General features: G+C 49.6%; 19 protein-coding genes. 1 reads left to right on the top strand and 18 read right to left on the bottom strand.

Translation table 11 applies throughout. The features are described from left to right. Positions 1–6: 6 nt before the first annotated feature. The 18 genes from ACOJUO_RS19705 to rpsB all read right to left on the bottom strand — a co-directional run bounded on the left by ACOJUO_RS19705 (position 7) and on the right by rpsB (position 23,014). Complete coding sequence (locus ACOJUO_RS19705; RefSeq protein ID WP_422137906.1) at positions 7–1,638, bottom strand: CTP synthase; 1,632 nt, start codon at positions 1,636–1,638, stop codon at positions 7–9. A gap of 138 nt (positions 1,639–1,776) precedes the next feature. Beyond that, positions 1,777–3,153: a tRNA lysidine(34) synthetase TilS gene (gene tilS, locus ACOJUO_RS19700; protein ID WP_422137905.1), complete on the bottom strand. Its 1,377-nt coding sequence runs from the start codon at positions 3,151–3,153 to the stop codon at positions 1,777–1,779. A gap of 32 nt (positions 3,154–3,185) precedes the next feature. Further along, positions 3,186–4,136, bottom strand: coding sequence for an acetyl-CoA carboxylase carboxyl transferase subunit alpha (accA, locus tag ACOJUO_RS19695; protein ID WP_422137904.1), 951 nt, complete (start codon positions 4,134–4,136; stop codon positions 3,186–3,188). Positions 4,137–4,218: 82 nt separating this feature from the next. Continuing rightward, positions 4,219–7,728, bottom strand: a complete 3,510-nt coding sequence (gene dnaE / locus ACOJUO_RS19690) for a DNA polymerase III subunit alpha (RefSeq protein ID WP_422137903.1) — start codon at positions 7,726–7,728, stop codon at positions 4,219–4,221. Positions 7,729–7,796: 68 nt separating this feature from the next. Next, the gene (rnhB, locus tag ACOJUO_RS19685; protein WP_422137902.1) at positions 7,797–8,414 is read right to left on the bottom strand and encodes a ribonuclease HII; all 618 of its coding nucleotides are present in this window, start codon (positions 8,412–8,414) and stop codon (positions 7,797–7,799) included. Next, a complete protein-coding gene (gene lpxB, locus ACOJUO_RS19680) occupies positions 8,401–9,558 on the bottom strand; it encodes a lipid-A-disaccharide synthase (RefSeq protein ID WP_422137901.1) in 1,158 nt (385 codons plus the stop codon). Before lpxB ends, rnhB begins: the two co-directional genes overlap by 14 nt. A gap of 53 nt (positions 9,559–9,611) precedes the next feature. Beyond that, positions 9,612–10,379 carry an acyl-ACP--UDP-N-acetylglucosamine O-acyltransferase gene (lpxA, locus tag ACOJUO_RS19675; RefSeq protein ID WP_422137103.1) on the bottom strand — a complete coding sequence of 256 codons (768 nt, stop codon included), beginning with the start codon at positions 10,377–10,379 and terminating at the stop codon, positions 9,612–9,614. Positions 10,380–10,653: 274 nt separating this feature from the next. Continuing rightward, the gene (lpxD, locus tag ACOJUO_RS19670) at positions 10,654–11,682 is read right to left on the bottom strand and encodes a UDP-3-O-(3-hydroxymyristoyl)glucosamine N-acyltransferase (protein ID WP_422133634.1); all 1,029 of its coding nucleotides are present in this window, start codon (positions 11,680–11,682) and stop codon (positions 10,654–10,656) included. 3 nt (positions 11,683–11,685) lie between these two features. Further along, entirely contained in the window at positions 11,686–12,183 is a 498-nt protein-coding gene (locus tag ACOJUO_RS19665) for an OmpH family outer membrane protein (RefSeq protein WP_422133633.1), read from the bottom strand. Between the two features lie 420 nt (positions 12,184–12,603). Continuing rightward, on the bottom strand, positions 12,604–14,919 hold the full coding sequence (bamA, locus tag ACOJUO_RS19660) for an outer membrane protein assembly factor BamA (RefSeq protein WP_422137900.1): 2,316 nt from the start codon (positions 14,917–14,919) through the stop codon (positions 12,604–12,606). A 47-nt stretch (positions 14,920–14,966) separates the two neighbouring features. Further along, positions 14,967–16,343: a sigma E protease regulator RseP gene (gene rseP / locus ACOJUO_RS19655; protein WP_422137899.1), complete on the bottom strand. Its 1,377-nt coding sequence runs from the start codon at positions 16,341–16,343 to the stop codon at positions 14,967–14,969. Positions 16,344–16,497: 154 nt separating this feature from the next. Then, on the bottom strand, positions 16,498–17,685 hold the full coding sequence (gene ispC, locus ACOJUO_RS19650; protein ID WP_422137898.1) for a 1-deoxy-D-xylulose-5-phosphate reductoisomerase: 1,188 nt from the start codon (positions 17,683–17,685) through the stop codon (positions 16,498–16,500). A 2-nt stretch (positions 17,686–17,687) separates the two neighbouring features. After that, complete coding sequence (locus ACOJUO_RS19645) at positions 17,688–18,488, bottom strand: phosphatidate cytidylyltransferase (RefSeq protein WP_422137897.1); 801 nt, start codon at positions 18,486–18,488, stop codon at positions 17,688–17,690. Then, a complete protein-coding gene (gene uppS, locus ACOJUO_RS19640) occupies positions 18,482–19,237 on the bottom strand; it encodes a polyprenyl diphosphate synthase (protein ID WP_422137102.1) in 756 nt (251 codons plus the stop codon). Before uppS ends, ACOJUO_RS19645 begins: the two co-directional genes overlap by 7 nt. A gap of 357 nt (positions 19,238–19,594) precedes the next feature. Beyond that, the gene (gene frr, locus ACOJUO_RS19635) at positions 19,595–20,152 is read right to left on the bottom strand and encodes a ribosome recycling factor (protein WP_422133628.1); all 558 of its coding nucleotides are present in this window, start codon (positions 20,150–20,152) and stop codon (positions 19,595–19,597) included. After that, on the bottom strand, positions 20,145–20,885 hold the full coding sequence (gene pyrH, locus ACOJUO_RS19630) for a UMP kinase (RefSeq protein ID WP_317141688.1): 741 nt from the start codon (positions 20,883–20,885) through the stop codon (positions 20,145–20,147). Before pyrH ends, frr begins: the two co-directional genes overlap by 8 nt. Before the next feature lie 260 nt (positions 20,886–21,145). Next, the gene (gene tsf, locus ACOJUO_RS19625; protein ID WP_422133627.1) at positions 21,146–22,006 is read right to left on the bottom strand and encodes a translation elongation factor Ts; all 861 of its coding nucleotides are present in this window, start codon (positions 22,004–22,006) and stop codon (positions 21,146–21,148) included. 195 nt (positions 22,007–22,201) lie between these two features. Continuing rightward, on the bottom strand, positions 22,202–23,014 hold the full coding sequence (gene rpsB / locus ACOJUO_RS19620) for a 30S ribosomal protein S2 (RefSeq protein WP_422133626.1): 813 nt from the start codon (positions 23,012–23,014) through the stop codon (positions 22,202–22,204). 440 nt (positions 23,015–23,454) lie between these two features. On the opposite strand from rpsB, the gene map reads away from it, so the two are divergent. Continuing rightward, entirely contained in the window at positions 23,455–24,255 is an 801-nt protein-coding gene (gene map, locus ACOJUO_RS19615; RefSeq protein WP_422133625.1) for a type I methionyl aminopeptidase, read from the top strand. The last annotated feature ends 39 nt before the right edge of the window (positions 24,256–24,294 follow it).

Raw genomic sequence — 24,294 nt, 5'->3', positions numbered from 1 at the left:
GCGCCCTTAATCCTGTTTAGCCTGATAGTTTAAAGCCGCTTCAATGAATGACTTGAAGAGCGGATGCCCATCCCTCGGCGTAGAAGTAAACTCGGGATGAAACTGGCAGGCCACAAACCAGGGGTGCTCCTTGACTTCTACCATTTCAACCAGAGCATTGTCTTCAGAGCGCCCGGAAATAACCAGACCAGCATCCTGGAGCGTTTCGAGGTAATTGTTATTGACCTCATAACGATGACGGTGCCGCTCAATAATAATGTCTTTAGCGTAAGCAGAGTGAGCCTGTGTACCAGAGATGAGGTTACACTTCTGGGCCCCCAACCTCATAGTTCCCCCCAGATCGGACGCTTCGGTGCGAGTTTCTAAAGCACCATCGGAAGCCAACCACTCAGTAATCAGACCTATCACCGGATGCTCGGAGTTTTGATCAAACTCTGAGCTGTTGGCTCCTTCCAGACCTGCCTTGTTACGAGCGTATTCAATAACAGCGACCTGCATACCCAGACAGATACCCAAATAGGGAATCTTGTTCTCACGAGCATGACGAACCGCCTGAACCTTGCCTTCCACACCGCGATGTCCAAATCCACCAGGCACCAGAATCGCACTGACACCTTCCAGACGACTCAGCCCCTCCTGCTCAAGCAGTTCGGAATCAACATAACGGATATTGACCTTGGTACGAGTTTTCAATCCGGCATGGCGAACCGCTTCAATCAGGGATTTATAAGCATCTAGAAGCTCCATATATTTGCCCACCATGGCAATAGTCACTTCCTTTTGCGGGTGGGTGTCACGATCCACAACATCTGCCCACTCAGACAAATCTGCAGCCGGAGCATCCAAACCAAACTTGTCGACAACAATCTGGTCCAGTCCCTGCTCATGGAGCATCTGGGGAATGCGGTAGATAGTATCTGCATCTTCCAGAGAGATAACCGCACGCTCTTCAACGTTAGTAAACAGGGAGATCTTGCGACGGGCAGAGGCTTCAATAAACTGTTCGCTTCGGCAAACCAGAATGTCTGGCTGAAGACCAATGGATCGTAGCTCTTTAACAGAGTGTTGGGTAGGCTTGGTCTTGGTTTCGCCCGCAGTCTTGATAAAGGGCACCAGGGTCAGGTGCATCAGCAAAGCACGGGAAGAACCCAGCTCAACTTTCAACTGGCGGATCGCTTCCAGGAATGGCTGAGACTCAATGTCACCCACAGTTCCACCAATTTCAACCATAGCTATATCTGCGTCACCAGCCCCCTGAACAACGCGACGTTTGATTTCATCGGTAATGTGGGGAATAACCTGAACCGTACCGCCCAGATAATCACCACGACGTTCTTTACGAAGAACGTCCTGATAGACTCGACCCGTGGTAAAGTTGTTGCCCTGCTTCATGGTGGTGCGCACAAAACGCTCATAATGGCCCAGGTCGAGGTCGGTCTCCGCACCATCTTCAGTAACAAACACTTCACCATGTTGGAACGGGCTCATGGTGCCAGGATCAACGTTGATATAAGGATCCAGTTTGAGCATCGTCACCTTAAGACCGCGTGCCTCAAGGATAGCTGCGAGGGAAGCTGAAGCGATGCCTTTGCCCAATGAGGAAACAACACCACCCGTGACGAAAATATAACGCGTCATTGTTATCTGCTGACTCTTAAATGCGGGAAAAAAATGAATACTCAAGATGGGAGATCAGGATACCAAAATCACTGCTAAACGTAAAACACATACTGAGAAAATGCCTAGAAAGTTTGGTTTAAGTCCTGCTGCCCAGACTCAGTCATCGGGACACCAGGACAGGCGTCTGCCAGCACCGGGCTCACAGGCGTACGTGTCTGTGACAAAAACCCCTGGTAACGCCACCAGCTGATCCCCATGAAAAACAAATGGAACAGACTCCCTGACCCAGGGGGGAACTTTGTAGTCCTGCAACCAACGTTTGATCGTCTTACGGCCGTCACGACCTTTCACAGCGACTTTTAGCCCCGCAGGCAGCTCAGAACGAAACAATATACGCAATGCCGTTTCCGGGAGCCGGACATCCCCTCCCTCTTCCAGCGCTAAACGCCCCCCCGAAAAAGGCAGCTTGATGACTTGCTCCGCACGCCACTGCCAGTCAAAACCTTCTCTCTCAATAGGCTCAGGTTTACGAAGCAGCACCAGCTTTCCTGCAAAGCGGCGTAACTGAAAAGCACCTATTAAGACAACAGGCTCAGCATCCTCTGCCGCTTCAATCAAATCTGTGAACAGAGCGTTCAGTCGGATTCTGTCTGGCATTTGGACCTGATGAGAGGCCAGCCAATAGCGAACCACTCTCCGGGCTGCAAGACCATTAATAAGCTTGAGCGCCTCCAGATCTAAAACGCTGCGTTCACCCCAAAGTCGGGATGGCGGTGCTTGAATAATCGGCCGGGCATAGTGCTCTGTTTGCTCAAGGAGCATCTGATTTAGTTCAGAAACATCCTCGGAAAACTGTGCCAGCCGGGCTGCAACACCTGGCCAGACGGCCTCAATCTGCGGCATCAGATTTTGCCTCAGGAAATTACGCCGAAACCTCTGATCTTGATTGGATTCATCTTCGACAAAAGCCAAACCATAATTTTCTGCATAGTTTTCAATAGTTTGCCTGGAAGTATTAAGCAGAGGTCTTAGCAAGACTCCACCACCTAACCCTCTTGAAACGGGCATACCGGCCACACCATCCAACCCGCTGCCTCGCAGCAATCGAAAAAGCACTGTTTCCGCCTGATCATCCTGATGATGACCCATCAACAGACAACCACCATCAGGCAGACGGTCTTCAAAAACGGCATAGCGTGCTTCACGGCCCTGTCGTTCAATATCCGAGGATGACTCAATAGCAACTTTGACCACCTCCAGAGGAACCTGCCATTGTTCACAAAGGGACAGGCAATGCTCTGCCCATGAGTCGGCGTTCTCACTGAGCCCGTGATGAATATGAACTGCCGAGAGAGACTTAATCTTCCCCTGTTCACGAAGAGACAGCGATAAATGAAGAAGAACGGTAGAATCCAATCCACCGCTAAACGCCACTAAAACTGGCTTCCCTGCAATGCCTCTGATTTGCTCAGAAAGATGCTCTGTTAAGGAGAAAAATCTTTCGTCACTGGATGAAATGAAAGACTTTTTCAATCGTCGATTCTTTTCGAAAGGCTGATCCGCCATCAGACAGCGCCGTAATCCCTGATGCGCTGGTAACGACTTTCTACCAATTCATCAGCAGCCATTGTCTCCAGCTTCCGGAGTTCCTCCTCCAGGGCAACACCCAGTGTAGAAGCCATCACTTCTGGCTGACTGTGAGCACCACCCAGAGGCTCCATGACCAGACGATCAATGAGCCCCAACTCCATCAGCCGGGATGCAGTTACACCCATGGCTTCTGCGGCTGTGGAAGCATATTCAGACTTTTTCCAGAGAATCGATGCACAGCCCTCCGGAGAGATCACCGAGTAGATGGAGTTCTGCAACATCAGCAGCTGGTCACAGACACCAATAGCCAGCGCGCCACCGGAGCCCCCCTCTCCGATAACAGTAGAGATAATGGGCACTTTCAGGCGAGACATAACGGCCAGATTGTAGGCAATGGCCTCACTCTGTCCACGCTCTTCCGCGCCAATTCCCGGATAAGCACCCGGCGTGTCGATAAAAGTCATGATGGGCATTTTGAAGCGCTCGGCCATCTCCATGAGCCGACAGGCCTTCCGGTAGCCTTCGGGCTTGGGCATACCAAAATTACGAAGCACTTTGTCCTTGATTTCACGGCCTTTCTGATGACCCATGACCATCACCGGACGACCATTGAATCGGGCAATGCCACCGATAATTGAAGGATCATCTGCAAAGTGACGATCACCATGCAGCTCATCAAACTCGGTAAAGAGATGTTGAATATAATCCAGAGTGTAAGGACGACGCGGATGTCTTGAAAGCTGAACTACCTGCCAGGCAGACAGATCAGAAAAAATCTGCTCAGTCAGGGTCTTGCACTTTTCTTGCAGGCGGCTGACTTCATCAGTAATGTTCAGTTCGGCATCGGTGCCAACCAGTCTTAGCTCTTCGATCTTGGCTTCCAACTCAGCAATCGGCTGTTCAAAATCCAGATAATTCGGGTTCATAGATTCCACTTCAAGAGTTCCGCATCAGCTGAAAAATACGTAAAAGCGATCAATATGTCGAGTTAATAAGAGTAAGCGTCTGTTACTGATACTCTACTTTGGCGGACTCTTTGCCCAGCCATTGCCTTAAACCCATCACCAGGTCATCACTGGGACTAACATTCCATTTTTCGCCCAGCCGGATACTGGCCGAAGCATCGTCACGGGTGTAGTTGACCTGCACCGGGAGCTGACCCGGATGCTGTCCGAGCAAGCCGGACATTTTGGCATGAAACGCATTGTCCACCTGCCCACTGCTTAAATCCACCAGCAGCCTGCGGGCATAGTAACTTCGGGCATCAATCAGGTTGAGAGCTTTCTTGGCTCTGACCTTGAGGCTACCAGAGTAATCATCAAAGCTGACCTCCCCTTCAAAGACAATCACCGTATCCATCTTGATGAGCGCCTGACACTGCTCAAAAACATCGGCAAAGATCGATACTTCGATTCGGCCAGTACGATCATCCAATGTCACAAAACACATTTTGTCGCCGCGTTTGTTATTCATGGTCCTCATGGCCACCACCAGGCCTGCTATGTTTTGACTTTCGCCTCTGGCTGGCTGAAGGTCCCGGATACGGTTGCGAATAAAGTGTTTGATCTCCTGCTCATATTCATCAATGGGATGACCGGTCAGGTACAGACCCAGAGTGTCTTTTTCGCCACTCAGCCGAACTTTATCGGCCCACTCTTCGACATTGCCGTACTTATCGTAGACATCCTCTTCACCGGCGGGCACCAGTGCACCGAACAGATCACCATGGCCAGAGTCAAAACTCTTGGCGGCCTGGTCTGCCGCTTTCATGGCTTCAGATTGGCTGGACTCCAACACCGCGCGGTTAAAATTGTATCGGGCCTTTTTACCCGGTGCAGGCCCCAGCAGATCAAGGGCACCGGAACGAATCAAAGCCTCCAGAACCCGTTTATTGATACTCTTGGCATCAACACGTTCACAAAAATCAAAGAGGTCCTTGAATGGACCGCCTGAGCTTCTGGCTTCAACAATGGATTCGATAGGCCCCTCACCAACGCCCTTGATGGCACCCAGACCATAAACAATATGCCCGTCGTCATTCACGCCAAACATATAGTCACCACTGTTTACATCCGGTGGCAGCAGCGTAAGTTCCATTTCCCGACACTCTTCAATAAACGTCACAACCTTGTCGGTATTCTGCATATCGGAACTCATGACCGCCGCCATAAATTCTGCCGGGTAATGGGCTTTCAGCCAAAGCGTCTGATAAGAGACCAGGGCATAGGCAGCCGAGTGAGATTTGTTAAAGCCGTAACCGGCAAATTTCTCCACAAGGTCGAAGATTTTCATCGCCAGCTCGCCATCAATCCCCTGTTTGATAGCCCCTTCTTCAAAGACTGCTCTCTGCTTGGCCATCTCTTCAGGTTTTTTCTTACCCATGGCTCGACGAAGCATATCCGCACCACCCAGGGTATAACCTGCCAGCACCTGAGCGATCTGCATGACCTGCTCCTGATACAGGATGATGCCATAGGTAGGCTGCAGAATCGGCTGAAGCCACTCGTGCTGATATTGAGCATCCGGATAGGACAACTCTTCCCGGCCATGCTTACGATTAATGAAGTTATCTACCATGCCCGATTGCAGAGGCCCCGGGCGAAAAAGGGCCACGAGAGCGATGATATCCTCAAAACAATCGGGCTGAAGACGCTTGATCAGATCCTTCATGCCCCGGGACTCAAGCTGGAAAACCGCAGTGGTCTCAGCCCGCTTGAGCATGTCGTAGGAGAACTTGTCCTCCAGATCGATCATCATGATGTCAAGCTCATCCTCGCCACGTTGCTGGCGGCGGGGGTTGATCATTTTCAACGCCCAGTCAATGATGGTCAGAGTTCTCAGCCCCAGAAAGTCAAACTTCACCAGACCGGCAGACTCAACATCATTTTTATCAAACTGGGTAACAACACCGCCACCGGCTTCATCACAGTAAAGCGGTGCAAAATCGGTCAGTTTGGTCGGTGCTATGACGACACCGCCAGCGTGCTTACCGACATTGCGGGTAACCCCTTCAAGTTTGAGCGCCATATCCCAGATTTCCTTGCCATCTTCATCGATATCAAGAAAATCCCTGATAGTAGCTTCCTGCTCGTAAGCTTTACCGAGAGTCATACCGATCTCGAAGGGAATCATTTTCGAGAGCCGGTCTGCAAGACCGTAGGACTTGCCCTGGACCCTGGCTACATCCCTGACCACCGCCTTAGCAGCCATGGTACCGAAAGTAATGATCTGGGAGACCGCATCACGACCATAGGTTCTGGCGACATAGTCAATCACCCTGTCTCTGCCATCCATACAGAAGTCGACATCAAAGTCAGGCATGGACACCCGCTCCGGATTCAGGAATCGCTCGAACAGCAGGTCATACTGAATAGGGTCAAGGTCGGTAATTTTTTGCGCGTAGGCCACCAGTGAACCAGCACCGGAACCACGCCCCGGCCCGACCGGTATGCCGTTACTTTTAGACCACTGGATAAAATCCATTACGATCAGGAAATAGCCCGGAAATCCCATCTGGAGAATAATATCCAGTTCGAAATCGAGACGATCCCGATACACTTTTTCTTTACTGACATAGTCAGAATCAGCAGGGTCCAGAATAGTTTGCAAACGTTCAGTCAAACCATCATGGGAAAACTTCCTGAAAAAGGCATCCATCGTCATCCCCTCAGGGATGGGAAATTCTGGCAGAAAGTACTCGCCCAGATGCACATAAACCGAGCAGCGCCGGGCAATTTCCACTGAATTTTCAAGCGCTTCAGGGATATCGGAGAAGAGTTCACACATCTCTTCTTCCGTTTTCAGATACTGCTCTTCGCTGTATCTTTTGACCCTGCGCGGGTCGTCCAGGGTTGAACTTTCACCGATACACACCCGGGCTTCGTGGGCTTCGAAGTCTTCTTTATTGATGAACATGACATCGTTGGTGGCCACTACCGGGCAATCGTATTTTTCAGCCAGCGCGACGGAGCCATGCAGGCAATCCTCATCACCCGCTCGGGATGTTCTGTGCAGCTCAAGATAGTAACGCCCCGGAAAAGCTTCCATCCATTCAGTCAAAAGCTCACCCGCCAGCGCTTCATTGCCATTAAGAATGGCCTGACCTACATCCCCTTCTCTGGCACCTGATAGCGCTATCAGGCCTTCAGATTTTTCCTGAATCCATTCTCTTTTGACAATGGCTTTGCCATGCTGCTGATTCTCCAGAAAGGACCGGGAAATCAGCTCTGTGAGGTTTCTATAGCCCTTCTCATTCATAGAAAGCAATACAAGTCTCACAGGCTCAAGAGCCGGATCAGAATGCGTAACCCATAAGTCAGCGCCACTGATCGGTTTAATACCCGCCCCCTGGGCACTGTTATAAAACTTTACCAGCGAGCAAAGGTTCGACTGATCAGTAACGGCCACCGCAGGAAAACCCAGCTCTCCCGCTGCCTTAATCAGTGGCTTGATGCGAACCAGGCCATCGCTCAGGGAAAATTCTGTATGAAGTCTCAGATGTATGAAACGTGCAGGCATGAGAGAAGGTAGACCGATTGATGGTGATTTTTAATTCTAACAACGGAGCCATGTTAACTGCCAGCTCGTTATAACCCCGATGCCTCCAATGCATCACGGACAGGCTTGAACGAACGACGATGGATAGGCGTCGCCCCAAGCTTTTTCAGGGCATCCATATGAACTCTGGTTGGATAACCTTTGTGACCGGCAATCCCGTAACCGGGATAGTGCTTTTCCAACTCAACCATTTCACGATCACGTGTTACTTTTGCCAGAATAGAAGCTGCCCCAATCTCCGGAACAGAACCATCACCTTTCACCACAGCCTCAGCAGGACAGGGCAGATCAGGACAACGATTACCATCGATCAGGGCCAGTTCCGGCTTCACTGAAAGGCCTGCAACCGCTCTCTGCATGGCCAGCATAGTGGCATGAAGAATATTCAGTTCATCGATCTCATGAACTTCAGCCCTGCCGATGGACCAGGCCAGTGCTTTCTCTTTGATTTCTTCAAAGAGCGCATCACGTTTCTTTTCAGACAGTTTCTTGGAATCATTAAGCCCGGCTATGGGATTATCAGGGTCCAGAATGACAGCGGCGGTCACCACCGGACCGCAGAGTGGGCCCCGACCCACCTCGTCGACACCACAAACCTGTGTAACGGTCTCGGGGACAGCAAAAAAACCCAGCTCATTTTGTTGCATCGTATTTTCCTACTACCGACATCACCGCATCATAGGCCAGAGCACTGGCATCACGTTTGAGGGTTTTATGAATCGCTGTAAATTCCTGAACCAGATGACTTCGCCACTCCTGATCGTCTAATGCCCTGGCCATGGCTTCATGAAGCTTTTCAGAGGTCGCATCGTCTTGCAGCAGCTCAGGTACACAGGGCTCGCTCGCCAACAAATTCGGCAGGCCAACATGTTCAACTTTTACCAAACGGCTGAGAATCGCAAAACTCAGTGACGCCATTCGATAGCTGATCACCATGGGCCTCTTATGTAAAGCTGCCTCCAGAGTAGCCGTTCCTGAAGCGATCAAAATCGCATTGGCTGCCGCCATCATCTCAGAAGTTTTACCGACGGCAACCGTGACATTCAGATCTGGAAAATCTTCCAGCATGGGTAGCAACTGCAACTTTCTCTTTTCATTGGCACAGGGAATGACGAACCGAATATCGGGATGGTCTTTCTTTAGCAGGCGCGCAGTGTTTAAAAAAAGCTCCCCCAAACGGGATACTTCAGCTTTTCGACTGCCCGGCAATAAGGCGACCACAAGCCCTTCTTCATCCATTCCCAGTGAGCGCCGAGCTGCAACCGCGTCCGGCTCCCAGGCCACTTGATCGGCCAGCGGATGACCAACAAAAGTGACCGGAACCCCATGCCCCTGATAGTAATCTGCCTCAAACGGGAGAAGCGCGAGCATATGATCAACGGCACACCGAATTTTCTTCAATCGGCCTTCTCGCCATGCCCAAACCTGAGGACTTACATAATGAACGGTAGGTATCTCATTGGATTTAAGGTACTTTTCCAAAGCCAGGTTAAAGTCAGGCGCATCAATCCCGATAAAAACGTCTGGTTTTTCTGCCATGAAAGTTTCTTTCAGCTGCTTGCGAATCCCTAATAGCTCTCTCAGCCGCCCCAGCACCTCAACAAGCCCCATTACTGAAAGCCTCTCCATGGGGAAAAGACTCTCAAACCCTTCAGCGATCATCATTGGACCACCAATCCCATAGCATCGGGCATCGGGGTGATGGCATTTGATCTTTCTGATCAGCGCTGCTCCCAGCAGATCACCCGAGGCCTCCCCGGCCACCAGAGCAAATGACAGTGTTCTGGACATTCCTATTTACCGTGAAAAATATGTGGCTGGCAGGGAAAGACTGACTTCGAAAATCAGCGCGTGATACCTCGGGTTGACGCTTTCAAAGAGTCAATAAGCAACTGGATTTGGGGCTGTTTTTTCATGGATTCAAGCCTGTCCAGTGCCTCATTAGTCCGCAGACCCTGCCGGTAGATCAACTTGTAACATTGACGCAATTCACGGATCAGTTCCGAACTGTAACCACGACGCCTCATCCCCTCAAAATTCATGCCGTGAGCCTTGGCCGGGTTACCACTGACCATCACGAATGCAGGAACATCCTTGAAGAGAGCTGTATGAGCAGCACTCATACTGAAATCACCAATAACACAAAACTGATGCACGGTGGTGAACCCTCCCAGGATGACCCCATCACCAATCCTGACATGACCGGCCAGCGTAGCGTTATTGGCCAGGATAATGTTATTACCAACGATGCAGTCATGGGCCACATGAACGTAGGCCATCAACAGGTTATTGCTGCCAATGCGGGTAATCGAATTATCCTGGGAAGTCCCCCGATGAATAGTACAACCCTCACGGATCACATTATTGTCACCCATTTCAAGCCAGGTCGTTTCGCCTGCGTACTTCAGGTCCTGACAATCTTCACCAACACTGGCGAACTGGAAAATGCGGTTATTTCTGCCTATTTTGGTGTGCCCCTTGACAACAGCATGGGCATGAATTTCTGTTCCAGAGTCAATTTCAACGTTTGCACCAACAATGGCATAGGGTCCGACCTTTACGTCCGGTGCCAAAGCAGCACGCGGATCAATAATGGCTGTCGGATGGATCAATTCATCCAGAACAGCATTTGATTCTTGGCTGGAACGGGAATCAATCAAGACTATAGTTCCTTTCTTGCACAGGTTATTTCAGCACAGCGGGCTATCTTACCATCAACCTCCCCCTGACAGGAGAACTTCCAGACATTTCTTTTCATGGCCAGAAATTAAGCCCTCAGCAAAACCTGATCACTGGGCATGACAGGATGATCAGGAAATACAGCAAGAGACTGATAAACCAGCCTCTTGCTGATAGATACCGAACGTGCGGCACATCAAACGGGTTTCATTCTTCGAGTCGGCGCTCGCACCGTTTAAGTCGTTTGGCCATATCATCAAGTCTCCTGAAGCGGACCGCGTTCTTTCTCCACTCCCCCGCATCCATGATGCCTGTCCCGGATGCATAGGCACCAGAACGGGATATGGATTTGGTGACCATTGCCATTCCAGAGAGATGAACATGATCAGCAATGGTGATATGACCCGCAAGACCCGAAGCACCAGCAATGGTGCAATATTCACCAACCCTGGTACTACCGGAAATACCGACATTGGCAGCAATAGCAGTGTGCTTTCCTATTATCACGTTATGAGCGATCTGCACAAGATTGTCGATTCTGACTCCGTCGTGTATCACCGTGTCCCCCAATGCGCCTCGATCGATACAGGTGCAGGAACCAATCTCTACATTGTTACCGATAACTACTCCACCGATCTGGGCTATTTTATGCCACTGCCCGTCCAATCGGGCGTTGCCAAAGCCATCGGCCCCGATAACAGCATTAGCATGAATAATACTGCGCTCACCAATAAAGACACCGTGACAGACTGAAACATTTCGACAAATATGACTGTTCTTACCGATCACAGTGTCATGACCAATCACAGCACCGGCATCAATTCGAACACCCTCAGAGATCTGAACTCCGGACTCAATCACTACTTTTGGGCCTATTGCGGCCGTTGGATGAATCGCGGCGTCTGAAGCAATAACTGCGGAGGAATGGATACCTTCAGGCAACCCCTTATCAGTATCAAACAGATGAGAAAGAGAAGCATACCCCAGATAAGGATTATCCAGAATCAATGCATTCCCGGCCCAGGCTTCAGCCTGAGCGGGTGCCAGAATAACGGCACTGGCCCCTGTAGTCTCCAGGTAGCGAGCGTAGGCGGGATTCGCTAAAAAGGCCAGCTCACCAGCAACAGCATCCTGAAGGGTATTCAGGCCAGAGATACACTCCTCACCATCACCCTTGAGTTCAGCAGCCACTCTGTCAGCCAGCTCAGACAAGGTAAAGGAAAAAGACTGTTTCATGAATTACTTCAACTTATTCATGCGCTCAATCACCTTACGGGTGATATCAAAACCAGGCTTAACGAAACGCGTAGCACCACGCTCCAGAACCAGATCATAGTCCTGCTCTTTAGACACTTCCTCAATCGCTTTATCAAGCTTCGGTCTCAGCTTACCCAGTTCGGTCTGGTCAGAACGGGCTTTTTCGCTTCGCAGCTGTCGATCTTGCAGTTGCAGATCTTCAAACTTACGCTTGATCTGGACCTGACGATTCTCACGCTGACCCTCGGTTAAAGTAGGACCATCTTTCTGCAGCTTTTGCTCCATTACTCTGATTTCTTCCTGCAGTGCTTTGAGCTGTTTGATTTTAGGAGCAAACATCTTTTCAGCTTCTTTGGCATATTTTTTGGCAGCGTCTGACTCCAGAACAGCCATCTCAGAATCCACAACAGCGATTTTTTGTGCCTGAGCCAATGGAGATAACAGCAGCAGAGCAACAAACGCCAATTTGATCGATTTCAAGTTCTTTCTCCTGAATAAAAACGCAAAGTCCAAAACAGAGTATACCTTTGTATACCAGAAACTCTCTAAAGCCTGAAACAATCACCTGATAAATTCTGAAACAGCTTCAAAGCTTTCCTAAAGCCACATGCGAGAACGCACTAATTATAATGAAATGGTATTATATCGCATCTATTTATACTGCTCTGCTTGTATAGAATCAGTAAAAACTGATTCTTTCTCCTGGCAAAAAAAGTGGGCATTCATCATATATAAAACCATCCTTCGGTATTATCGAATCGCAGGAATAATCAGGTGGAAATCAGAGCCGAAAACTGCTGAGGAAACACTCGCTCAACCTGTATGATTGTATTGGCTTCTGAAAATCTTATTGAGAGCTGCTAATGCCAGAAGCAGCCCTCAATAAAATCACGAGAGGTTTTAGAAAGGCGTACCCAGGGAGAACGCAAACACCTGAGTCTCGTCCTCTCCCTCGGGATTAAGTGCTTTGGCCAGACTAAAGGTCAGCGGTCCGAGTGGAGTAATCCAGGTCAGGCCCACGCCCACACTGTAACGAAGCGAACCAAAATCAGGCTTCGAGCAATCCTTGATATCACCGCTGGGACAATTGGTATCAAAGACATTACCGTAATCAAAGAACAGACTGGTTCTGAGCGAACGCTGATCTTTCACAAAAGGCAGAGGGAAGAGCACTTCAGCGGTACCCTCGAAGACAAAATCACCACCAATGGCGTTGTAATCATTGTCTGTCCGCTCTTTGGCCTTAGGACCCAGGGAGTTATCTTTATAGCCACGAACAGAGCCAAAGCCACCCGCATAGAAATGCTCGAAGAAAGGTATGTCGGTGGTATCACCATAGGCACCGATATAACCGATTCTGGTAGAGACGCGCCCTGTCAGCGAGTCGGTAAACGGATAGAAGTACTGGCCACGATAAACCAGCTTGTAAAAGCTGACATCCGACCCCGGAATAGTCACCTGCGCCGATGCACTTTGAGAGTAACCCCGTGTCGGCAGCAAGCCCCGATTCAATTCATTTTCGGACCAACTCAGCGTTGTCTTGACGTTTGTGAAACTATCACCATTCTCCTTCAGATAATTGAGAATATAATCCGGCGTTTCTGAACCCGTTGTAATACTGGTATCGTCAATACCCAATCCCATACTGATTGTCTGAGTTTCCGAAATCGGGTAACCAAAGTTAACATTGGCACCGGTTGTATCTGCAGCATAGTTCGAGATATCAGTATCACTGTAATCATAAGAACGGTGATACAAGTTGAAACCACGGCTGACACCATCAACGGTGAAATACGGATCAGTAAAGCTGAAGTTATAGAGCTGACTGACATCACTTTTGTTCAGACCTACAGACACCTTGTTACCGGTCCCCAGGAAATTGTTCTGACTGATAGAGCCGCCCAAAAGCAGGCCGTCAGACTGAGAGAAACCCACACTGGCTGATATACTGCCCGAAGGCTGCTCTTCAACGGTGTAGTTCACGTCAATCAGGTCACTGGTTCCGGGAACCGGTGGTGTTTCAACATTGACTGACTTAAAGAAACCCAGACGTTCCAGACGCACCTTGGATTGCTCAATCTTCTGAGTGTTCGCAGAAGCACCCTCCATCTGGCGCATCTCACGACGCAGAACTTCATCTTCGGTTTTGGTATTCCCGGTGAAGTTGATCCTGCGAACATAAGCACGTTTACCAGGATCAACAAAAAATGTCAGGGAAACGGTTTTCTTTTCGTGATCCGGAGTCGGTATACCTGTCACATTGGCAAAGGTATAACCTTCATTACCCAGGCGCCTGCTCAGAATTTCTTCTGTCGTCGTAATCACCCGACGGGAAAACACTTGTTCCGGTCTGGCCAGCAACAAGCTTTTGGCCTCTTCTTCAGAGATAATCAAGTCGCCCGCCAGCTTGACATCACTGATTGAGTATTTATCACCTTCATCAATATTAACAGTGATAAAAACACTCTGTTTGTCAGGACTAATCGAAACCTGAGTGGAGCGAATATTAAAGTTGATGTAGCCTCGATCCAGATAGTAAGAGCGCAGACGCTCCAGATCACCCGAGAGTTTTTCCCGAGAATACTTATCACTGGAGCCAAAGAACGAGAGCCAGTGCGACTCTTTGAGTTCAAACAAACCCAGTACATCTTCCTGAGGGAAAACCGTATTACCAACGACATTGATATGTCGGATGGTCGCTACCTTGCCTTCTTTGACATTGATAGTCAGCTTGACCCGGTTACGGGGCTGAGCTTCAACATCAGCGGTAATACTGGCTCCATAACGACCCTGAGCAACATATTGACGCTCCAGTTCAAGTCGAATAGCCTCCAGGGTAGCCTGCTGAAAAATCTCACCTTCAGCCAGACCTGACTTACTCAGCCCCTGCTTGAGATCATCCGTTTTGATGGCTTTGTTACCCTTAATTACAATTTCACTGATTGAAGGTCGCTCAATAACCGAAATGACCAGAATATCACCGTCTCTGGCCATTTGAATATCTTTGAAATACCCCGTGCGGAACAGAGATTTAGCTGCACTGGAAATCTGCACAGATTCAATATCATCCCCAACCTCTATGGGCAATGCATTAAATACTGTACCGGCTGAAACCCTCTGAAGGCCATCAATCCGGATATCAGACACTACAAAAGCATTAGCGCCTGACGCATAGGCCATCGAGCCAATCAGCAGAGACAACAGTGATCGCTTCATGGAATCCGTTCTTAGTCCGTGTTCATTTTTCACTCTGGGTAGTCGCATCAGAAAAGCCGGCTTATGTCATTATAAAGAGCCAGCATCATTACACTGACCACCAGAGTCACCCCAATTTTCAACCCAACCATCTGAGCCTTTTCAGACAGAGGTTTCCCTCTGACCCACTCCACCAGATAAAACAACAGGTGTCCTCCATCCAGTACAGGAATGGGCAGTAAATTCAAAACCCCAAGGCTGACACTCAACATGGACAAGAAATAGAGAAAATTCTCCAGTCCTGATTGCAGGGACGCGCCAGCCACTTTAGCAATGGTAATAGGGCCGCTCAAGTTTTTTACCGAAACCAGCCCGACAACCATCTTCCACAGCGACTCAAGCGTCATTCCTGTCAAAGCTGACGTTGCCTGAATAGCTTTGGGCACTGCGGAGAGCGGGTTAAACTGCAAGGTCCTGACCATATCGTCAGGCCAGGAGACCGACTGAACACCAGCACCAATATAACCCACAGATTGACCTTCCACCTCTTTCTCACCAGGCGTAATGGTAAGACTTTGGAGACTGCCGTTACGCTCAACGTCTAACTGCAGTGTTTTACCAGAGTGACTACGAATCAGGTTAACCCATGCCAGCCAATCCTGTACAGGCTCACCATTGGTTTTAAGAATTTTATCTCCGGGCTGGAGGCCTGCCTGCTCAGCAGCACCGCCCGGAACAACCTGACCGATAACAGCAGGTAGTTGTGGTGAGTAAGGTACAATCCCCAGTGCCCTGACGGGATTCAGATCCTCCTGACCTACCAGCCAGTTATGCAGGGGCACCTGCCTGATGACTTCAGTGCCTTCAGGCTTTTGACCAGGGATTCCGGGCCTGACCACGATTTCAACAGAGCGATTGTCGCCAATAAACGACAAAAGCTCCATACTCACCTGTTGCCATCCGGGTGTATCTGTTGAGTCAATTCTTAAAATCTCATCACCGGGCTGAATACCGGCTATTGCAGCAGGAGAATCAGGCAATACTTTTTCAACCTGCGGCAGCACAGTCTTTACACCCAAAACATACATTAACCACAGTGCCGCTATTGCCAGCAGGAAATTAGCGATCGGACCCGCAGCCACAATCGCTATCCGGGACAGGACAGGCTTGTTGTTAAAAGCGAAGGCTCTTTCCGATTCAGGTACAGGCCCCTCCCGCTCATCCAGCATCTTGACATAACCGCCAAGGGGGATGGCTGCAATTACGTATTCAGTCCCCTGACGATCAGTTCGCTTCCAGAGCGGCTTACCAAAACCTACGGAAAAGCGAAGAACCTTGACACCACAACGACGGGCCACCCAGAAGTGGCCAAACTCATGGATACTGACAAGAATTCCTAACGTTATGACAAAAGCCAAAAACGTTTGCAAAGTTCCAAATATCATTTCGCGCTACCCAACCTCCGGTACGCCTGCCTGCCTGCTTTGACCTTGAACTCGCAGACAGCAGTGGTTGACAGAGTTTTATGTTTCAATGTACGACTGTAAATAGAATATCGCCAGAATGACAGTAAATATATGTATTTAAGCCATGACAGCATCAAGCTGTCTTGTGCCACTGTTCAATCTGGGTTCTGGCCTGCAACCTGGCCTTTCGGTCAGCATCCAGCACCTGCTCAATATCACCTGCACTGAACACCTGAAGCGCCTGAAGCGTGGCATCAATGACTTCCGGGATACGATCAAAACGTAGATGATCACCCAGGAAGGCTTCCACAGCCGTCTCATTGGCTGCATTTAACATAGCGGCTGCAGTCCCACCGGTAGTTGCAGCATCCTGAGCCAGCTGCAAACATCTGAAACGTTGCATACAGGGCTTCTGAAAATCCAGTCTGCCAATATCGGCCAGAGAAAGTGGCTCCACACCGGATTGCACGCGCTCAGGCCAGGCCATTGCATGAGCAATCGGTGTGCGCATATCCGGATTGCCCATTTGTGCCAGAACTGAGCCATCCTCATAATCCACCAGAGAATGAATGATACTCTGCGGATGAATCAGCACCTCGACCTGGGAGGGACGAGCACCAAAGAGCCAGCAAGCTTCAATAAACTCAAGCCCCTTGTTCATCATGGTGGCCGAGTCTACTGAAATCTTTCGCCCCATGCTCCAGTTCGGATGAGCACATGCCTGGGCTGGTGTAACAGCAGGTAGAGTGTCTACCGGTGCATCCCTGAAAGGCCCACCCGAAGCGGTTAATAGAATTCTGCGAACCCCAACCCCCTGAAGACCTTCACTATAACCATGGGGAAGACACTGAAAGATAGCATTGTGCTCACTATCAATTGGCAACAGCTGGGCACCAGACTCTTTTACCGAATCCATAAAGAGCGCCCCGGTCATAACCAGCGCCTCTTTGTTTGCCAGCAAGACTTTCTTACCTGCCTTGACAGCGGCCAGAGTAGGCAGCAGACCTGCGGCTCCGACAATAGCAGCCATGACGATATCGATGTCTGAATCAGCAGCCATCAGAGCGACTGACCGACTACCACCAAGAACCTCTGTTTTAATCCCTTCAGCTTTTACCGATGCTCGCAACTGATCGGCAACAGCAGGATCTGACATGACAGCGAAGTCCGGCTTAAACGCCCTCACCTGCTCCAACATCGCATCATGACTTCGACATGCGACCAGCGACCTGACTCTGTAACGATCATTGTTTCGAGCAATGACGTCCAAAGTGCTTTTTCCGATAGACCCGGTTGAACCCAGGACACAAACCTGTTGCATGCTTAACTCCCTCCGACAATCAGAGCCAGAGTAAAGACCGGCACAGCCGCCGTCAGGCTGTCTATTCGATCCAGCACCCCACCATGACCTGGCAGTAAATTACTACTGTCCTTAATACCGCGCTCACGCTTGAGCATACTTTCAAAAAGATCACCCAATACGGAAACCAGAACAACAGCAACTGAAAGTACCAAAAGACCCAGCCCACGAGCTAAAGAAAGGTCAAAATACAAGCCCACACAGGCCGCCACCAGTAACGACATTAGTAGCCCACCGACCAATCCTTCAACCGTTTTCTTGGGGCTCACCCTCTCGGCGAGCTTGTGACGACCAAGATTCTTACCGGCAAAGTAGGCACCTATATCGGCTGCCCAGACAAGCAGAAACACCAGAATAATGGTCCAGCCATGCTGATCATGGAGTTTAAGTTTTGAGAGTGCAAACCAGGCTGGAACCAAGGTCAACACACCCATCACCAGCCTGAGCAATCGACTCTGACAGAAACGGGCAGAAGCCGGATAACTCTTCACCAGAGCAAATGCCAGCAGCCACCAGATAACAGACACTGTCAGCAGTGTATAGGCCGACATATCTTTCACAAACCAGCAGACCCCAGCGATCAGCAACACATAAACCACCCGGGCAAAAACATCTTTAAAGCCGGACAAATTAGCCCATTCCCAGGCTCCCAGCATGATAACCAGGGCAATCAGGACTGAAAAAGCGGTGGGAGGAAGAAAAATAACACTGCTCAGGGCCAATACTGCCAGAACTACAGCAGTTAGAATTCTCTGTTTTAACACGTAGCCTCAGCCTCCACCTGCTCACTGGTCTTGCCAAATCGTCTCTGGCGATTGACATAAGCCAGGAGCGCACGCTCAAACTCCCTGCGATCGAAATCCGGCCACAAGGTTTTGGTAAAATAAAATTCGCTGTAGGCACACTGCCATAAAAGAAAGTTACTGATACGCTGTTCACCACTGGTTCTGATGAGTAGATCAGGCTCGGGTATACCCACTGTACTCAAATGCTGACCAATTAACGACTCATCAACCTGGTCAGCGGATATCTCCCCCTGCTCTACCATGTTAGCCACTTTGCGGGCAGACTGGGCAATATCCCACATTCCGCCGTAATTGGCAGCAATCACCAGAGTCACTTTCGCTTCGTCAGCAGTCAAAGCTTCTGCTTCAGCAATATGTTCCTGTATGTCCGGACTAAAACGACTAATGTCGCCTATAATCTTCAGTCTGATATTATTTTTCTTGAGCTTAGCGGTTTCCTTGCGCAGCGTTCTCAGAAACAACTCCATCAAGCCATCCACTTCACTCTTCGGCCGGTTCCAGTTTTCACTGCTGAAAGCGAAAAGAGTCAGAACTTCAATACCTGCTTCACCGCAGGCTTCAATCACTTCTCTGACTGCTTTCAGACCCGCTCGATGGCCGGCAAGACTCGGAAGCAGTCGCCGTTTCGCCCAGCGGTTATTTCCATCCAGAATGATGGCCACATGGCGGGGCAACTTCTGAACTGGTACTTCCTTAAGGCTGCCGATTTCCTCTTGCGATTTCATGGCCATTCACTATTTTGTTGATCTGAAAATACAATTTATTTGCAGCACTCCGGAAGCGTTCACTGCAAATTGTAAACGCCAGCAAAGTGCCACTCCTAACACCTCAGAACAGATACACAAATCCACCTGAGAAACACCATCCCTGATCAAATGAGACATTAAGAGGAGCGATCAAACAGCCATGTTAAGGAAACACAGCCATGCCAATGACACAGAGCTGACGACAACACCACAATAACCACATTTGCAATTAAAGTGAGACTGCTATATCCAGATTGACACAGATTGATTTTCTTCGCTCATGACTGTCTATAACCAATCAATTAGAAGATGAAGCGCTCAAACTTCCATCAGGTCCTTTTCCTTGCTGGCCAACGCCGCATCTACTGCCGCAATGTATTTATCAGTTACCTTCTGGATATCGTCCTGTGCACGACGCTCATCGTCTTCACTGATTTCTTTTTCCTTTTCCAGCTCCTTGATATCGGCCAGCGCATCACGACGAATATTGCGAATAGCAATTTTAGCGTTTTCAGCTTCCTGACGTGCCTGACGGGTGTAGCCCTTCCGGGTTTCTTCAGTCAGGGGAGGCAGAGGGATACGAATCACTTCACCGGCAGTGGAAGGATTCAGACCCAGATCAGATTTCAGGATCGCTTTTTCTACATCAGGAACCATCTGCTTTTCCCAGACGCGGACAGCCAGAGTCCTGGCATCTTCAGTAGAAATGTTAGACACCTGGCTCAATGGCGTCTCGGAGCCATAATAAGAGACCCTGACACTATCGAGCAGACTCGGGTGAGCGCGGCCAGTACGAATTTTGGCAAATGCACTGTCCAGAGAGTCAACACTCTTGCTCATGCGCTCCTGCGCATCTTGCTTAATTTCTTCAATCATTTTCCACCCCACTCACCAGTGTTCCTTCTTCGCCACCTACCACTGCATTGAGCAGAGCACCGGATTTATTCATATTGAAAACCCGAACGGGCATCTGCTGATCACGGACCAGACAGATCGCAGTCAAATCCATTACGCCGAGTTTGCGCTCGAGCACATCATCATAGGTCAGGGATTCAAATTTTACTGCATCAGAATGTTTAACCGGATCCTTGTCATAGATACCGTCAACCTTGGTTGCTTTCAGCACAACATCGGACTCAACCTCAATACCGCGAAGGCAGGCTGCAGAGTCTGTTGTAAAGAAAGGATTGCCGGTACCCGCTGAAAAAATCACTACATCGCCACCATTGAGGTAGCGCATTGCACGACGATGGTCATAGTGCTCTACAACACCATCCATCGGAATGGAAGACATGACCCGGGTGTTGATGTTTGAACGCTCAAGGGCATCACGCATAGCCAGAGCATTCATAACTGTGGCCAGCATCCCCATATGGTCACCAGTCACACGGTCAAGGCCAGCGGCACTCAGCGCTGCGCCACGAAAAAGGTTTCCACCACCGATCACGATACCGACCTGAACGCCGATACCGACCAGCTGGCCAATTTCCAGAGCCATTCTGTCAAGAACACTGGGATCAATGCCAAAGTCCCCCGCTCCCTGAAGGGCCTCGCCACTGAGCTTAAGCAAAATGCGCTTGTATTTCGGTTGTCGATCATTTGCCGGCATATTCAGCTTTCCAATTCAGAGTTAGGCGAAGGCGCGCCTGTCCCCGATAACCTGCCGACTCACCCCACATCCTGCCAAATGAGCTTTCTGCACTGTCAGCAGCTCAAAAGCGGCCGTTTACATACAACCTTGCAGCAGTGCATCATTGCTCAGATACCAGAACACGGGTAAACCTGCAGACCCGCTGAACAGGCTCAGTCAAGCCTGTTCAGCTAACAGGTCAGGCACCATCCATTAACCAGTAATAACCAGTATCAGGATCAGAGTCCAGCCTGAGCGCGAACTTCAGCAGCGAAGTCCACTTCTTCTTTCTCGATACCCTCGCCAACTTCGTAACGAACGAAGCCAGTGATAGTTGCCCCAGCTTTCTTGGCCAGAGCACCTACCTTGACATCAGGGTCTTTAACAAAAGGCTGTTCAGTCAGACTGTTTTCAGCCAGGAACTTGTTGATACGACCAGCAATCATCTTTTCGATAATTTCAGCTGGTTTACCAGACTGCTCTGCCTGAGCCTTGAAGATTTCCTTCTCTTTTTCAACCAGCTCAGCAGGCATGTCGTCCTTGTTAACCACCTGAGGGTTAACAGCAGCAACGTGCATAGCTACATCACGAGCCAGCTCGGAGCTGCCACCGTCAAGGCTAACCAGAACAGCAATACGCTTGTTACCGTGAACGTATGCGTCAATCACGCCACCTTCTACGATTTCAATACGACGGACACCGATGTTTTCACCGATCTTCTGTACCAGCGCCAGGCGTGCTTCTTCCAGTTCACCTTCCATCAATTTGGCTACGTCAGCTTCCTTACGGTCAAAAGCAGCGTCTAACACTGTCTGAACGTAACCCAGGAAGTTGTCATCACGAGCAACAAAGTCGGTCTCGGAGTTAACTTCAACCATTACACCGAAGCTTCCATCTTCAGCAACTTTGGTAGCGACAATACCTTCAGCTGCGGTACGACCTGCTTTCTTGGCGGCTTTAGCCTGACCAGATTTACGCAGCTCTTCAATCGCCTTTTCAATATCACCTTCTGAAGCAACCAGAGCCTTTTTGCACTCCATCATGCCCAGGCCAGTGCGTTCACGCAGTTCCTTAACCAGTGCTGCAGTAATTGCTGCCATGGTGGGTTCCTCTCGCAAATATTCAATAAGGGATTCAGGGCAGCCTTGAGCTTAGTTGTTTAGCGCTTCAAGCTTATGACATACAAAATAGGCTTGTGCATACTGAAGCTCCTGTCAATGACCACCCCAAAGTGACAAACGCTCTTTTAAATCTGAAAAAGGGGGCCACGCCCCCTTTTCGCAACGACCAGAAGATTAAGCTTCCTTAGTGTCTTCCTGGCCGTCTTCAGCCTTGGCTTCAGCTGCTTCTGTAGTTTCTGCAGCTTCAGCTGCTTCTGCAGCTTCTACTTCAACTTCTACAAACTCGCTTTCAGCGCCTGTGTTGGCAGCGGAACGACCTTCAAGAACAACATCAGCAGCAGCTTTAATGTATAACTGAATAGCGCGAATCGCATCATCGTTACCAGGGATAACGTAGTCAACACCTTCAGGACTGGAGTTGGTGTCAACGATACCGATGACAGGGATGCCCAGCTTATTGGCTTCCTGGATAGCGATGCGCTCGTGCTCGACATCGATAACAAACAGTGCGTCTGGCAGACCACCCATTTCCTTGATACCACCCAGAGAGCGATCCAGCTTTTCCAAATCACGACGGCGCATCAGGGCTTCTTTTTTGGTCAGCTTTTCGAAAGTGCCATCTTCAGCCTGAGCTTCCAGGTCACGCAGACGACGTACAGACTGACGAATGGTCTTGTAGTTGGTCAGCATACCACCCAACCAGCGATGTGCTACGAAAGGCATGCTGCAGCGAGCAGCTTCTTCACGAATGATCTTACCGGCGGCACGCTTGGTACCAACAAACAGAATCTTGTTCTTACCTTCGGCCAGCTTGCGAATGAAGCTCATCGCTTCATTAAAGGCAGGCATGGTGTGCTCAAGGTTGATGATATGAATCTTGTTACGAGCACCAAAGATGAATTTATTCATCTTCGGGTTCCAGAAACGAGTCTGGTGACCAAAATGCACGCCCGCCTTGAGCATGTCACGCATGGTGACTTGAGCCATGAGAATTCTCCTGTTACAGGGTTAGGCCTCCACACACCCCATGAGTTCGACCCAACGATCAGCTCTCGCTGACTGCACTCGGGCACCCTGAATCATGTGTCGGTGTATGTGAGTTCTGTTTACAAAATCAAATAGTAACCTCGCAATCAGGTGACCCTGAACACGAGGACGCAATTTTATACCACAATCTTATGATGATTCAAAGTCGACAGATTTCTTTGCAGGAGGATTCTTTATACAGTTGAAGCCAGTTCCAGTTAACAATAACCAACTCTCTCTTCTTTTCTGTTAGAATTTCAGCAATGAATCCATAAAGCCCCTGGGAAGCTACCGAAGCAGACCGTCATAAGTGATCAAAACGACCTTGTTAACCCGTCATCAAAGATCACTCACTATAGAGCACTCTCGGTATTTCCTGCGCCTGACAAAGAATATTTGAAATGAACGTTACGATCAAAACCCCTGAAGATATTGAAAAAATGCGCATCGCCGGCAAGCTGGCTGCCGAAGTACTGGAGATGATCACCCCCCACGTAAAACCTGGCATTACTACTGGCGAACTTGATCGTATCTGTCACGACTACATCGTTAATGAACAGCAGGCTATTCCAGCCCCCCTGAACTATGGTGCTGCACCCGGTCGCCCCGGTTTTCCAAAATCCATATGCACCTCTCTGAACCATGTTGTCTGTCACGGCATTCCCAATGACAAGAAGACCCTCAAGAACGGCGATATGCTCAACATCGACATTACTGTTATCAAAGACGGTTACCACGGTGACACCAGCAAGATGTTCCTGGTCGGCAACGTCCAGCCCTATGCAGAAAAATTAGTCAATGTCACACAGGAATGTCTCTACAAGGGCATCGAGATCGTCAAACCCGGTGTAAGGTTGAGTGATATTGGCCGGGTCATCGCCCAGCATGCTCACGCCAACCACTACTCTGTGGTTGAAGAGTTTTGCGGCCACGGCATCGGAAAGGTCTTCCATGAAGATCCTCAGGTACTTCATTACGATGGTTATGGCGATCATAACGATTATGTTCTGCGGGAAGGCATGACATTCACTATTGAACCCATGATCAATGCCGGCAAGAAGTTCACCAAACTCCTGGGAGATGGCTGGACTGCGGTCACCAAGGATCGTCGCCCTTCAGCCCAGTGGGAGCACACCATTCTTGTTACCGCTGATGGCGTCGAGGTACTGACTCTCAGAAGTGAAGAAACGCTTCCTTTTTGACCCCTGAATGGCTCGCACGTTTTATCTATAGAATCTGAT

The sequence above is a fragment of the Endozoicomonas sp. ALC020 genome (assembly GCF_049275935.1).
Classification (GTDB): Bacteria; Pseudomonadota; Gammaproteobacteria; order Pseudomonadales; family Endozoicomonadaceae; genus Endozoicomonas_A.
The sequence above is the reverse complement of the archived record's forward strand: the minus strand, read 5'-3'. Positions and strand labels throughout refer to the sequence as shown.